At 61.9% G+C, this 13,342-nt stretch carries 13 protein-coding genes; 4 read left to right on the top strand and 9 right to left on the bottom strand.

Annotated elements, in window-relative coordinates:
- The 9 genes from AC0JZ4_RS26045 to AC0JZ4_RS26005 all read right to left on the bottom strand — a co-directional run.
- Positions 1-638, bottom strand: a 638-nt coding sequence (locus AC0JZ4_RS26045) for an ABC transporter substrate-binding protein (RefSeq protein ID WP_471889411.1), incomplete at its 3' end; no start/stop codon positions are given.
- A gap of 44 nt (positions 639-682) precedes the next feature.
- The gene (locus tag AC0JZ4_RS26040) at positions 683-1,462 is read right to left on the bottom strand and encodes a class II aldolase/adducin family protein (protein WP_471889410.1); all 780 of its coding nucleotides are present in this window, start codon (positions 1,460-1,462) and stop codon (positions 683-685) included.
- 28 nt (positions 1,463-1,490) lie between these two features.
- Positions 1,491-2,342 carry an ABC transporter ATP-binding protein gene (locus AC0JZ4_RS26035; RefSeq protein ID WP_471889409.1) on the bottom strand — a complete coding sequence of 284 codons (852 nt, stop codon included), beginning with the start codon at positions 2,340-2,342 and terminating at the stop codon, positions 1,491-1,493.
- A 443-nt stretch (positions 2,343-2,785) separates the two neighbouring features.
- Positions 2,786-3,724: a nucleoside hydrolase gene (locus AC0JZ4_RS26030; protein ID WP_471889408.1), complete on the bottom strand. Its 939-nt coding sequence runs from the start codon at positions 3,722-3,724 to the stop codon at positions 2,786-2,788.
- Complete coding sequence (locus AC0JZ4_RS26025; protein ID WP_471889407.1) at positions 3,724-4,653, bottom strand: cupin domain-containing protein; 930 nt, start codon at positions 4,651-4,653, stop codon at positions 3,724-3,726. Before AC0JZ4_RS26025 ends, AC0JZ4_RS26030 begins: the two co-directional genes overlap by 1 nt.
- On the bottom strand, positions 4,653-5,906 hold the full coding sequence (locus AC0JZ4_RS26020; RefSeq protein WP_471889406.1) for a Zn-dependent hydrolase: 1,254 nt from the start codon (positions 5,904-5,906) through the stop codon (positions 4,653-4,655). Before AC0JZ4_RS26020 ends, AC0JZ4_RS26025 begins: the two co-directional genes overlap by 1 nt.
- Positions 5,907-5,911: 5 nt before the next feature.
- Positions 5,912-6,790: an alpha/beta fold hydrolase gene (locus AC0JZ4_RS26015; protein WP_471889405.1), complete on the bottom strand. Its 879-nt coding sequence runs from the start codon at positions 6,788-6,790 to the stop codon at positions 5,912-5,914.
- A gap of 44 nt (positions 6,791-6,834) precedes the next feature.
- Positions 6,835-7,971, bottom strand: a complete 1,137-nt coding sequence (locus AC0JZ4_RS26010) for a pyridoxal phosphate-dependent aminotransferase (protein WP_471889404.1) — start codon at positions 7,969-7,971, stop codon at positions 6,835-6,837.
- 6 nt (positions 7,972-7,977) lie between these two features.
- A complete protein-coding gene (locus tag AC0JZ4_RS26005; RefSeq protein WP_471889403.1) occupies positions 7,978-8,766 on the bottom strand; it encodes an SDR family oxidoreductase in 789 nt (262 codons plus the stop codon).
- A 304-nt stretch (positions 8,767-9,070) separates the two neighbouring features.
- Here AC0JZ4_RS26005 and AC0JZ4_RS26000 point away from each other — a divergent pair, with 304 nt between their 5' ends.
- Genes AC0JZ4_RS26000 through AC0JZ4_RS25985 form a run of 4 tightly spaced genes read left to right on the top strand, consistent with a single transcriptional unit; the run spans position 9,071 to position 13,342 of the window.
- Positions 9,071-10,153, top strand: coding sequence for an ABC transporter ATP-binding protein (locus AC0JZ4_RS26000; RefSeq protein WP_471889402.1), 1,083 nt, complete (start codon positions 9,071-9,073; stop codon positions 10,151-10,153).
- Between the two features lie 59 nt (positions 10,154-10,212).
- A complete protein-coding gene (locus tag AC0JZ4_RS25995) occupies positions 10,213-11,520 on the top strand; it encodes an ABC transporter substrate-binding protein (protein WP_471889401.1) in 1,308 nt (435 codons plus the stop codon).
- An 18-nt stretch (positions 11,521-11,538) separates the two neighbouring features.
- Positions 11,539-12,495 carry a carbohydrate ABC transporter permease gene (locus tag AC0JZ4_RS25990; protein WP_471889400.1) on the top strand — a complete coding sequence of 319 codons (957 nt, stop codon included), beginning with the start codon at positions 11,539-11,541 and terminating at the stop codon, positions 12,493-12,495.
- Position 12,496: 1 nt separating this feature from the next.
- Positions 12,497-13,342, top strand: coding sequence for a carbohydrate ABC transporter permease (locus tag AC0JZ4_RS25985; protein ID WP_471889399.1), 846 nt, complete (start codon positions 12,497-12,499; stop codon positions 13,340-13,342).

Here is a 13,342-nt window from a genome sequence, read left to right as displayed (position 1 = left end):
TCTTCCGGCACGAACAGGTTGAGGTTATCCTTGCCGACGCGCTGGTTGATGACATAGAGCTCGTTGTAACGGGTCGCCGTCACCACATCGATCTGCTTGTCGACGAACGGCGTGACAGACACCTGCTGCGGCTGGATATCGGCCGACTTCGGGTCGACGCCGACCTTCGACAGCATGGCCGCAAGCACGTGGTTGGCGCCGGTGAACCAGGTCGTGATCTTCTTGTCCTTGAAGTCCTCGACCTTCTGGACCGAACCATCCTTGTGCGACACGAAGACGAACGGCGTCTGCTGGTGGGAAACACCGATGCAGACGATCGGCATGCCCTTGTCACGCGCGGCGAACACGCTGTCGGTGCCGCCGGAAAGACCGAACGTATCGGCACCGGTGGCAACGAGGTTTTCCGTCAGCAGGTTCGGGCCGCCGGGATTGATCGTCAGGTTGATGCCTTCTTCCTTGTAGTAGCCCCTTTCGAGGGCGACATAGAAGCCGGCGAATTGGGCCTGGGTCAGCCACTTGAGGCGCAGGCTGGCATCGACCATGTCCTGTGCGGCGGCGGGAGCGGCGCTCATGCCGAAACCCTGAAGACCGATGGCAGCGGCAGCAAAGGCCGCAAGTACGTTACGTCTGTTAAGCATGGAACCTCTCTGTTGGTTTTTGATTGTTATCGACCTCCACCCACTCACTGCCGGAATTCGGATCCTTCCCTGTCGAGCTGACGCAGGAAGGCCGGCCATTCCCTCTCGCCGGCAATGAGAATGTCGCCCTTGCTCTCCCAGAACTGCCGGGCTGCCTTTTCGCAGACCTCGTGCGGCGGCACGATCAGCTTGGCGCCGGATGCGCTGGCCGCCTGCAGGTCGAGCTGGATACGGGCCGCGCGTTCGAAATAATAGAGCAGCATGAAGGCTTCGCCTGGCGTGCGCCCGACGGTGAGGATGCCGTGATTGCGCATCAGCATCACCTTGTTGTCGCCGAGGTGGCGGATCAGGCGCTCCTGCTCGTCGAGGTCGATCGCGACGCCCTCATAGCCGTGGAAAGCCTGCCGCTGGTAGAAGCGCATGGCGAACTGGCTGAGCGGCAGCAGCCCCTCTTCCTGGCTGGACACGGCGACGCTCGCGTCGGAATGGGTGTGCAGTACGCAGGCCGCATCATGACTCGACTTGTGGATCGCGCCATGGATGACGAAGGCGGCCTTGTTCACCGTATAGGGCGTGTCGTCGAGCTTGTTGCCCTCGGTATCGATGCGCACGAGGCTCGAAGCGGTGATTTCCTCGAAAAGGAAACCATAGGGGTTGAGCAGGAACTGATCCTCGTGACCCGGAACGCGCATCGAGATATGGTTGTAGATCAGGTCGTCCATGCCGAGCCGCGCCACCATTCGGTAGCAGGCAGCCAGATCGACGCGCGCCTTCCATTCGTCTTCGGGGATATGGGAGGGTCGGCCGGAATAATGGTCGTTCATCATCTTTCCTTATGCTCGTCAAATCGCGTCAGTGCCCGGAGGTCTGACCGGAAACCTGAAAGGACTTCATGCTCTCTTCCTCGATCGCTTCGAGTAGCGTCTTCTTGAGGGCAATGAATTCGGGGGAGGTCACGATATCGGCCTTGCGCGGGCGCGGCAGGTCCACGACCTGTTCCAGCTTCACCTTGCCCGGCCGCGCCGTCATCACCAGCACGCGGTCACCGAGGAAGATCGCCTCGTCCACATCGTGGGTGATGAACAGGACCGTGCGCTTGTGCTTCTGCCAGACGTCGAGCAGCCAGCGCTGCATCATCGTGCGCGTCAAGGCATCGAGCGCGCCGAAAGGTTCGTCGAGCAGCATCAGGTCGCGCCTGAACAAGAAGGTGCGCATCAGCGCCACGCGCTGACGCATGCCACCCGAGAGCTGGTTTGGATATTGCGCCTCGAACCCGGCAAGCCCAAATTCGGGCAGCATGTCCCTGGCCTGCTTGCGCGCCTCGGCTCGCGACATGCCCTCGACCTCGAGTGCCAGGATGGCGTTGTCGATGACATTTCGCCACGGCAAAAGAAGGTCGCGTTGCGGCATAAAGGAGACCTTGCCGAGAAGATCCGACGCCGTGGAACTCTTTCCCTTGAGACGCAGGATATTGCCTGGATCCGGTTCTTCCAGGCCCGCCAGGATATTGAAGAGCGTGCTCTTGCCACAGCCGGATGGACCGACCACCGTGACCAGTTCTCCCGGGCGAATAGAGACCTCGAGATCGCTGAGAGCCTTCACCGTGCCGAACGTCTTGGACACGTTTCTGAGCTCGATCAACGGTCGGTCGACAACGTCTGCGCCGACCGGCTCCTGAGGCTTGAGCTCGGCGATGGATGACATGGCAACATTCCTCTCAGCGGTCACGAGGATCGGCAGGCAGTCACATTGGCAGCGGGACGATCGGCACATGTCCGAAAGCCTTTGCCCGACTGCCTACGCCTCTCACGCGTATGCAATTATTCGACGTGAGAATACAAGCAATCGCCATGCCAGACTGCGATACGCGGCCTTACTGGCATGATTCCGCAGATTTCCACCTAAAACGTCGGAAAATCGAGGGGACAAAGCCCGAATGCCCGGAATCACCGATTACATAATACACAAGTCGCACTCTAGCATCCATAAATGTGTTTATTGGACGCGATACATGCCATTTATTGTGCAGACACTGACCGAAATAAAGGCACTCCAACCTGCATCCCGCGTGCGGGTAAAAATGAAAAGGCCGGACACAAAATCGTGTCCGGCCTCAGGTGCCTGCGGTCAGGAAGGAAAGGCAACGTTCAGGAAAGCGCCTGCTTCATCATATGGAAGAAACGGTCGTTCGAGGCGCTCTGCACGACCCGCGCATTGACCGTATAGTCCGGCCAGCGGCTGCCGAGGACCGGCGGATGGACGGCGGAAAAGCCCCGCGTGATCTCGCCGGCAGTCTCGATCCGCACGACCGCGTCGCGGGCGCTCTCGACGATCGAAGGGTCAAGCGCGATGGCGCAGGTCAGCGAGTCCGGATGCGTGCTCATCGGCCGGCCGTAACGCGCCTCTGCTGTCTGCCGCGGAACAGCGGAGACCTTGCGATAGAACTCCGAAAGCGGCGTGTTCATCGCGAAGATTTCGTCGAGTTGCGCCTCGTCGAACAATCCGGAACGCATGGTCAGCGTCCAGGTCGAAAGGGTGATATTGAAGCCAGCCTCGAAAACGATCTTCGCCGCCTCTGGATCGATGAAGAAATTGTATTCTGCGCAGGGCGTGATGTTGCCGACGGCGTTGTCCGTGCCGCCCATGATCCAGAGATGACGCACCGCTTTCGCGATCCGCGGCTCCTTCATCACGGCAAGCGCGATATTGGTCAGCGGCGCCTGGGCAAGGATGTCGATTTCGCCCGGTTCTGCCATCACCTTCTCGATGATCGCATCGACCGCATGCATGGTTTCCGGCCGCTGACGGGCACGCGGCAGGTTGGCGCCGCTCATCCCGTCATTGCCGTGCATGGTCGAGGCTTCCCACGGCTTCACCATCGGCCGCCGAGCGCCGCAATAGACCGGCACCCTGCCGGAAAATCCGGCCGCCTCGATCGTCGCCAGCGCATTTTCCACCTGCTGGTCGAACGGCACGTTGCCGACGCAGACGGTAACCGCTTCAAGCGCCGAGCCCGGCGTTTTCATCGCCAGCAGCAGGGAATAGGTGTCATCCCCTGCCGTATCCGTGTCGATGATCAGCCGCATCAGAAGAACTCGAAGCCCATTGTGCGCGCATGATAGTAGAGGCCGCCATCCTGCACGATGAGGAACTCGGCGCGGCCATCGCCGTCATTGTGGTGGCTGTGCTTGGCAGCAGCCGGCGTCACCAGCGTGGCCCAGGGCGACCAGTCGCATTTCTGTTCCGCGACCATCGAATAGGCCGGATCGCCGGCGACGACGAGCGTGATGGCCGCGGAATTGTGCTTGTGCGGCGGCTGCGCGCTCTTCGGCTTCAGCGTGTTGAGCGAGAGCGTCATGGTCGGCGTGATGTTGCGGGCGGCTTCGCTCTTTGCCGCGGAGAAAATCAGCGCGTGGCCAGACGTGGAGGCATTCGCATTGGAGCCGTATACGACGTCGAGCTGGTGGGTGATCTCGTCGGCCGGATAATGCACGAAATCGACTGCGGCACCGGCGCCGGTTACGGCAACGGATGCATCGAACTTGAGCTGCGGGTCGTTGCCGACTGCCCAGAACACGCTGTCCTCGCTGGCCGTGATCGCCGATGCGACGCCACCCGGCAGGAGGAACACGTCGCCCTTGCCGAGCGAAGCCTTTTCCTCGCCAACCACGAGCGCCGACTTGCCGGTGATCATGTACCAGATGGACGCGGTGTTGATGAGCGTCGTGTCGAGCGTCTCGCCGGACTTGACCACGGCATAGCGCGCCAGCATCAGGGGCGTCGTTGCCGGGAAAGCGCATTCCATCTTGTCGGACTGGTCGCAATTGATGAAGCCGGTCTTTTCCATCTTCATGGCCGCCGCCGGCTCGTCCATGAAGATATGGCCGGGCACCGGGGGAAGCTTGATGTTGAAGGCATTGCCGGAATTGAAATAGCGGCTGCGGGCCTCGGCTTCATTCGCGGGTTGGCGCGGCAGTTGAACCGGCATTTCGGCCATGTCGTTGGCAGTGCTCATCATGCATCTCCTTTGTTGATCGAAACACCTGCTTCTTCGAGAAGCAGGTCGAGAAGAACGGCCGCGCCGGCGGCGATATGGGCGGGCTCCGCCCATTCGTCCGGATGGTGGCTCACGCCGCCCCGGCAGGGAATGAAGATCATGGCGCTGCGCGCAAGCGGCGCGATCTGCCGTGCGTCATGGCCAGCGGCCGAAAGCACATCGCGGCACGCAAAGCCATGGCGATCGGCGGACGCGCGGATCTGCGCCTTCAGCCCCTCGTCGAAACCATTGGACGGCGCATCGACCAGCCGGCGGATATCGACGGCGCACGCACCGGCCTCGCCGACGGCAATCTCTTCCACCTGCGCGCCAAAAGCATCGAGCGCCGCATTGTCGGGATGCCGAAGGTCAATGCGGAACGTCACCTTGGCCGGCACCACCGAAGGCGCGTTCGGCTCGACGGTGACGCGGCCGATGGTGAACTTGACGACATCGTCGCCGGCCATGGCCGCATGCATGCGGCTCGCCATGCGGGCAAACGCCTGCACCGCATCTTGGCGCCGCTCCATCGGCTCCGTTCCGGCATGCGCCTCGCGCCCCGCCACGGTGATCTCATAGGTCTTCTTGCCCTGGATGCCGGAAACAACGCCGATCACGGCGCCCTCGGTCTCCAGAACGTCGGCCTGCTCGATATGCGGCTCGACATAGGAATGGATCTTGAAACCGAGCGGACGGCGCTCCACCTCGGGGAAAGCATCATGCACGCGTCCGAGGGCTTCGCCGACGCTGATGCCGTCGGCATCGCGAACCGCCATCACCTCTTCAAGCGGCCGCAGCCCGGCAAACAGTTCCGACCCCATCATGCCCGGCGCGAAACGGCTGCCCTCCTCGTTCATCCAGCCGACCACGACGATCGACCGCTCAGGCTTCAGCCCAGTCTCGACGATCGCCGTCACCGCTTCGAGTGCTGCCAGCGTCCCGAACGCCCCGTCAAAAAGACCACCCGTCGGCTGGCTATCGATATGAGAGCCGGCAACGACGGGCGCTAGTTGGGGAAGCGAACCTTCGAGTGTCAGAAACAGATTTCCGGCGGGATCGGTCGATGTTGTAAGACCGGCTTCATGGCCCCAGGCGATCATCCGTCGCCACGCGAGGATTTCCTCGGCCGACAGCGCCTGCCGGTTGACGCCGCCGCCGGGCAGTGCGCCGTCTTCGCCGAGTGCCATCAGGCGTGCCCAAAGTCTTTCGGAGGAAATTTCGGGCCGCGCCATCGCCACTACTCCGTCCGCATCACCTGGCCGGGATCGGCCCGGGGATCACGCACCTTCCACGCACCCTGTTCCACCTGCGCGATAAAATCGGCAACCATCGAATTGAAAAGCTGCGGCTCTTCCAGGTTCAGCGTGTGGCCGGTCTTCGGCAGGATCGCGAGGCCGGCGGCAGGCAGCATCTTCTTCAGGTAGATCGACGGCTGCAAGCAATGGTCGTCCTCGTCGCCGCTCATCACCAGCGCCGGCACCATCATCGTCTTCAACTCATCCTCGAGGTCCCAGAAGGACGGACGACGGCACTGCACGCCGCGCATCGTGTTGGCGGCGCCAATGGCCGAATGACGCGACAGGCGGTCGGCAAAAGCCGCCCAGCCGCGCGGGTCCTTGTTCTGGAACTGCACCCGACTTGCGCCGAGCGAATAGATCTTCGAGAACCCGGCCGGGTCCTTCTCGAAATTGTCCGCCACCTTCAGGGAGGTGTTGCGGAAATAGTCGGCCGTCTCGCGTTCCGTGCCGTATCCGGCACCGGCAATGGTAAGCGACAGGGCGCGCTCGGGCGTCCTGAGGCCGAAATGCAGCGTGGCGAAGCCGCCCATGGAAAGGCCGACGATATGCGCCTTCTCGATACCAAGAGCATCGAGCACGGCAACCGCATCGTCAGCAGCATTCGCCTGCGAATACATCTCCATGTCGGCCGGGATATCCGACGGCGTATAACCGCGTGCCGCATAGCTGATGCAACGGTGACGGCGCGCAAAGAAGCTCATCTGCGGTTCCCAGGCGTCGTAGTTCCCGCCGAACTCGTGGATGAACAGGATGGGCGTGCCGTCCTCACCCGCGGTTTCATAGTAGAGCTTCGTTCCATCCTTGGCAGTCGCGTACATGTATGAGCCTCTTTGCGTCGTCTGGTCGAGGAAGTGTCCGGCCCCTAGAAGAGGGCCGGTACGTCGTTGAGTGTGCGCGCCGTCTCGATATAGCGCGGCAGGCCTTTGCAGAAGCGTTCGGCCCAGGCGCCCGGCACGGAGGTCGAAACCTTGATGAAACGGTCACCAAAAGCGGCGGTGTGATAGCGACCCTGTCGGATCATCACACCCTCGCGACGGGCAGCCTCCACGATGGCCTCGGGCGAGACATCGGTGGAGATGGTTTCGAGCACCAGGAAGTTGCCGTGCGAGACAGGGATGGGAACAGAAAGGCCCGCACCCTTCGCGGCCTCGATGATCATCGCCTTGTTGGCGCTGTCGAGGCGACGCACATCCTTCATCCATTCGGGCTTGACCGAAAGGCCGGCCATGGCCGCACGCTGTGCGACGACCGATGCGCCGAGAACAGATGTCGAGGCGGACGAGAATTCGTCGACCAGCTTCGGTTCGGCAACAAGCGCGCCGATTCGCATGCCGGCAAGGCCGAGCCACTTGGAGAAGCTGAGCGAGACGACCGTGCCTTCGGGCGCGACCTGCAGCACCGGCGTATGGCCGTCCGCGAAGTCGCGATAGGTGCAGTCGTGGATCATCAGCGCACCGACGGAACGCGCGATCTCGGCAAATGCCTCGATCTCCTCACGCTCGTAGCGGATGCCGAGCGGGTTGTTCGGATCGACGATATAGATGATCGCGCAACGCTCATCGACGGCCGCTCGGAGCGCGTCCGGCGTCAGCTTGTAGCTGGTCGAAGCATCGTAGATCGGGATCTGGATCACTTCGGCACCGGCCTGTTCGGCGAACATGCAGGGCCATTTCCAGGTCGGGTCGGTGGTCACCAGCGTCGTGCCGGGCCGCGCGCGCGCCTTGCAGATCATGGCGAGCGCGTTGACGCCGCCCTCGGTGACCAGCGCCTCGGCGCCCGTTCCGTCAACGCCAAGGTCGGCAACGATCGCGCTGCGCAGGGCCTCGAAACCCATCGGCGGCGCGTATGCGTTGAACTCGCCAGCCTCGACCGAGCGGATCATCGCTTCCGTGACCGCCGGATGGGCGGGCACATGGTTAGTGTTCTGCCCCATCCACGCCAGATCGGCGGTGGAGAACAGATCGTCGAAATATCGGTTGCGGGTGCGTGCGTCAGCCATGGCGGATCAGATCACCGAGCCGCGCGCGGCGATGCCGCCGTCGATGGTCACGACCGTGCCGCTGATATAGGCGGCCTTCGGTGATGCGAGGAATACGCACAGATCGGCGACTTCCTCGGCGGTGGCCGGACGTTTGCCCGGGTACTTGTCGTAAAGCTCTTCCCAGCGGCTTTCGTCGCCCAGCATGTCGATGGCCTTGCGCTTCATGATCTTGAACATGCGCGGCGTATCGACCGGACCCGGATTGACGCCGACGACGCGGATGCCTTCATCCATGCTGCGGCCGCCGAGTGCCTTGGTGAAGCTCATCAGCGCGGCATTGCCGGTGGAACCGGCAAAATAGGCCGCATCCCAGTTTTCGCCGGAATTGCCGATGACGTTGATGATCACGCCACCCTTGCCTTCGCCCTGGCCCTTGCGGCGCTTCCAGAATTCGCGTGCGAGCGTGATGTAGCCGAACACCTTGAGGTCGAAGCCGCGGCGGATCGCCTCGTCGCTCACGTCCTCGATGGAGCCGGCCGGAATATCACCGGCATTGTTCATCAGGATGTCGTAGTCGCCGCAGGCCTTGTCGAGCGCAACCATGGCTTCCGTGGTGCCGAGATCCGCCTCGTGCACGGTCACGTTGACCGGGTACTGGGCCAGCTCCTTCTTCAACTCCTCCATTGCCGCGCCATTGCGGGCGGCGAGATGAAGATGACACCCTTCAGCGGCCAGCACCTTGGCGATCGCATGGCCGATGCCCTGCGAGGCGCCGGTAATCAGCGCGGTTTTTCCAGCAAGATTGAGTTCCACCTGCGTCTCCTATGTGAATACATATTTTAATTTCTTGCATACGCCGATTTCGATATCTGTCCATATCTTTTTCAAACAGAACGAGAATTTTTTTCGTAATCAAGCCGATAAACGCGCCTAAAATAGAAATTGCCTACTATTTAAACATCAAAACTAGGCGAACTGCCCGCATAATACGCACGATCCAAATCCCCATCATAAACGATATGTTTGCATGCATATATCTATTGCGTGAATACGAAAATGCCATCAATGTTGCATCGGCTCGAAAGGGTCGAGTAGCAATGACAGCCGGAAAGACGCCATGGCAGACGTGTCCCTGAAGAATGTGGGCAAGACCTATGAAAACGCCTCGGCCAATACGATCGAGGATCTCAATCTGGACATTCGCAGCGGCGAATTTGTCGTCCTTGTCGGTCCGTCCGGATGCGGGAAGTCCACCACGCTCAGAATGATTGCCGGCCTCGAGGAAATGTCAGACGGCGAAATCTGGATCGGGGACCGCCGCGTCGACGGGCTGGAGCCGCGCGAACGCGACATCGCCATGGTGTTCCAGAACTATGCTCTCTATCCGCATATGACCGTCGCGCAGAACATGAGTTTCGGCCTGCGCATTTCGGGCATGGAAAAGGCGGAAATCCGTCGCCGGGTCGAGTCAGCGGCCGAGGTTCTCGACATCTCCGCCCTTCTGGAGCGTCGTCCGAAACAGCTCTCCGGCGGCCAGCGCCAGCGCGTCGCCATGGGCCGTGCCATGGTGCGCGATCCCGCCGTATTCCTGTTCGACGAGCCGCTGTCCAACCTCGACGCCAAACTCCGCGGCCAGATGCGTGCGGAAATCCGCCGCCTTCACAAGCGACTAAAGGCGACAACCATCTACGTCACCCACGATCAGGTCGAGGCCATGACGCTCGCCGACCGCGTGGTCGTGCTCAACAAGGGCACGATCGAGCAGCAGGGCACCCCGCAGGAACTCTACGAGCGCCCCGCGACCCGTTTTGTCGCCGGCTTCATCGGCAGCCCGACGATGAATTTCCTGCCTGCCACGATTGTCGCAAACGGTGCATCCGTTTCTCTCGATATCGGCGACATGACGATCGCCATCCCGCCGGAAAACGCCATGGCCCTGTCGCCGCATGCCGGCCGTAGCGTCGAGATCGGCGTGCGCCCGGAACATTTCCTGGCCGATGGCACGGCGGATTTCACCGCAAAAGTCGACATGTCGGAGCTGCTGGGCCCGACGACGCTTGTCCACTTCACCCTCGCCGGCGTCACCTGTTCCGCCATGCTGCCGCCGGAACGGGCTGCGCGCGAGGGCGAGAGCCAGGGCTTGCGCATCGCCTTCGATCGAATTTCGATCTTCGACCCCCAGACCGGCAACGCCATCTGAACCGCGGCCGCACCCCATCCACAGGCCAGAACGAGCCTGAATAACAAGGAGAACAGCTGATGAATGCACGTGGACTATTCCTCGCCGGCCTACTTGGTGCAACAGCACTCTACGGCACGGGCGCTGTCGCCCAGGACAGGGCGGCAGCTTGCACGGGCGACACCGTGACCCTGCGCATCCTGCGCACGCCGGGCAACTATCCCTACCCGGCGCCGATGGAGGCCTGGCAGAAGGAAAATCCATGCGTCAAGTTCGAGATCAACGAGGTCCCCTTCGCACAGCTCGCCGACACGATTTCCGTCCAGGCCGCCAGCTCCAACCCGCCGGACGTGCTTGTCTATGACGGCCCGAACACGCAGTCCTATGCGGCATCCGGCATCCTCCTGCCGATCACGAAATATCTCCCCAAGGGCTGGGACGAGGATATCCTGCCGGCCACCAAGGCCGAGCACAGCTACGAAGGCGAAGTCTATTCGCCGGGCATCGAGCAGACCACAGTCGCCATGTATTACAACAAGAAGCTGGTGGAAGCTGCCGGCATCAAGCCGCCGCAGGAATTGAAGGACGCATGGACCTGGCCGCAGGCGCTCGACGCCTTCAAGGCCTGCCAGCAAGGGCCGGCCGGCGCGCCGACCGTCTGGGGTCTCGGCCCGACACGCTTCGGCAACGGTCAGCCGGGTCTTGTCTACCAGGATCTCGTCTACCAGCGTTCCGCAGGCGATCCGAAAGCCGCTCCCGAAAGCAGCGCCTACAAGACGTTCTGGGCTCTTTCGCCCGATGGCAAGTCGGTCGACGGCTACCTGAACACACCGGAAGCCATCGAGGCGCTGAAATTCTACGGCTCGCTGTTCAATGCGGAAGGCGTCGCGCCGAAGGTCGGCATCCCGAATGCCTTCTTCGACAGCAAGGCGTGCTTCTACATCGATACGCCGGCTGCCGGCAGCGCGCTCCTGAAGGACCCGAAGATCGAATGGGGCATCACGCCGATCCCCTATTTCAAGTCTCCGGTCGTCCACACCGGTTCGACAACCATCGGCGCCACGGCACGTTCGAAGAACCCTGAAATCGCCGCCAAATTCGTCGTCGACATGTCCTGGGGTGAATATGCCTACATGAACGTCAGCCAGCGCGGCAACCTGCCGACCCTCACGAGCCTCTTCCCGCGCTTCGAGGTCTATAACAGCTACCCGATGAAGGTCTTCGTCGATCAGCTGCAGGAATGGGGCCAGCCGCGCCCGCCGGGCCCGAAATTCGCTCAGTATGACAAGCTGGTCACCGACGCTCTGCGCGCCGTGGCCTTCGGTGGCGACCCGGCAGACCTGATGGCCGACGCTGAAAAGAAGGTTCAGCGGGTCCTCGACCGCTAACGATAACGGACACAAAGCATGTCGGCTTCGAATACCCTTCCCCCCGCCACGGCCACGACTTCGGCCGTATCGAATACAAAATCACGCAAACCCGCGACACGGCGGCAGAAGCGTGACTGGATCTTCGCCGCCGGCTTCCTTGCGCCCTTCATGATCCTGTTGCTGGTCTTCCAGTACCTGCCTTTGCTGGTGATGGCCCGCAACAGCGTCTATGACTACAGCCTGCTCAACCCGGCGGCGGCAAAGTTCGTCGGGTTGCGCAACTTCACGGACATGATCGAATACGAGGATGCGGCCGTCTCCTTCGGCGTGACCTTCCTGTTCGCCCTCGGCATCGTGTTGTTCGTCATCCCAGTGGCGTTCTCGCTGGCGCTCTTCCTCAATTCGAAACTTCCGGCGCGCGGCCTCGTGCGCACCATGATCATGCTGCCGGTCGTCACATCGTCCGTCGTCGTCGCCACCATGTGGTCCTTCCTCCTCGACCCGTCGAACGGACTGATCAACGGCGTTCTCAATATCGTCGGCATTGGCAACCAGCCCTTCCTGACATCCACGAGCCAGGCGCTTCCGGCCATCATCGCCATGACGGTCTGGCAACAGGTGGGTTTCGGCGCGATCCTCTTTCTCGCCGGCCTTCAGGGCTTGCCGGCGGAACTGTCGGAAGCCGCCCGCATCGATGGCGCCACACGCCGGCAGGTGCTCTGGAATGTCACCATCCCGCTCCTGTCGCGCACCACGCTCTTCGTGGTGGTGATCATGACGGTGTTTTCGCTCCAGGCCTTCGCCCCGGCCTTCCTGATGACGCAGGGCGGACCGCAGGAAAGCACCAACCTGATCGTCTACCATATCTACAACTCCGCCTTCATCATGCAGCAGGCCGGCTATGCCTCGGCGCTCTCGGTCGTATTGCTGCTCGTGGTTCTGGCCATCTCGATGGTCCAGATGGCGCTTCTCCGCTCCCGCTGGAATTACTGACATGAAGACGCATCCCCTGAGGCGCGGCCTCTTCGTCACCCTCGTCATCACCCTGATCTTGTGCTGCTTCCTGGCGCCCTATGCCTGGATCGTGTCCTCGTCGTTCAAGAACCAGCTGACACTGTTCGACGACGTGACGCCGCTCTCATGGAAGGCGTTCTTCCCCGTTGGCGCGACAATCGAGAATTATCAGACGCTGTTCGAGCGCACCAACGTGCTGACCGCGCTCCTCAATACGGCGATCGTCTCCGCCGGCCAGGTCGCCCTGACGCTGCTTCTCTGTGCGATGGCGGCCTACTCGCTCACCCGCATCCGCTTTCCGGGCGCGAAAATCGTCTTCGTCCTCATCCTCCTGACCTTCCTCCTGCCGATCGAGGCGATGATGGTGCCGCTCTACCAGGTGGTCTCGGGCCTCGGCCTGTCGAACACGCTGGTCGGCGTCATGATCCCGTGGATCGCCAGCCCATTCGGGCTTTTCCTGCTCAAGCAGGCCTTCGAGGAACTGCCGGTCGAACTGGAGGATGCCGCCCGCATCGATGGCGCCGGCCATGTCCGCATCTTCTTCTCGATCGTCCTGCCGAACGTGAAGGTGCCGATGCTCACCCTCGGCCTCATCACTTTCCTCTTTTCGTGGAACAGCTTCCTCTGGCCGCTCGTCATCGTGCAGGATCCGGCCATCCAGCTCATTCAGGTGGCGATCGCGCAGCAGGGCTCGCCCACGCAGCTGCCGAACTGGGGCGAGACCTTCGCGGGCGCCACCGTCGCCACGCTCCCTCTAATCCTGCTCTTCCTTCTCCTGCAGAAATATTTCACCCAGGGCATGACCACCAGCGGCATCAAGGGCTGA

It is taken from the genome of [Rhizobium] kunmingense (assembly GCF_977018605.1).
The sequence above is the reverse complement of the archived record's forward strand: the minus strand, read 5'-3'. Positions and strand labels throughout refer to the sequence as shown.

Bases quoted from the DNA above. Each gene is read 5' to 3' on its own strand.
- AC0JZ4_RS26040 (WP_471889410.1), bottom strand. From the start codon at position 1,462: ATGAACGACCATTATTCCGGCCGACCCTCCCATATCCCCGAAGACGAA.
- AC0JZ4_RS26035 (WP_471889409.1), bottom strand. From the start codon at position 2,342: ATGTCATCCATCGCCGAGCTCAAGCCTCAGGAGCCGGTCGGCGCAGAC.
- AC0JZ4_RS26030 (WP_471889408.1), bottom strand. From the start codon at position 3,724: ATGCGGCTGATCATCGACACGGATACGGCAGGGGATGACACCTATTCC.
- AC0JZ4_RS26025 (WP_471889407.1), bottom strand. From the start codon at position 4,653: ATGAGCACTGCCAACGACATGGCCGAAATGCCGGTTCAACTGCCGCGC.
- AC0JZ4_RS26020 (WP_471889406.1), bottom strand. From the start codon at position 5,906: ATGGCGCGGCCCGAAATTTCCTCCGAAAGACTTTGGGCACGCCTGATG.
- AC0JZ4_RS26015 (WP_471889405.1), bottom strand. From the start codon at position 6,790: ATGTACGCGACTGCCAAGGATGGAACGAAGCTCTACTATGAAACCGCG.
- AC0JZ4_RS26010 (WP_471889404.1), bottom strand. From the start codon at position 7,971: ATGGCTGACGCACGCACCCGCAACCGATATTTCGACGATCTGTTCTCC.
- AC0JZ4_RS26000 (WP_471889402.1), top strand. From the start codon at position 9,071: ATGGCAGACGTGTCCCTGAAGAATGTGGGCAAGACCTATGAAAACGCC.
- AC0JZ4_RS25995 (WP_471889401.1), top strand. From the start codon at position 10,213: ATGAATGCACGTGGACTATTCCTCGCCGGCCTACTTGGTGCAACAGCA.
- AC0JZ4_RS25990 (WP_471889400.1), top strand. From the start codon at position 11,539: ATGTCGGCTTCGAATACCCTTCCCCCCGCCACGGCCACGACTTCGGCC.
- AC0JZ4_RS25985 (WP_471889399.1), top strand. From the start codon at position 12,497: ATGAAGACGCATCCCCTGAGGCGCGGCCTCTTCGTCACCCTCGTCATC.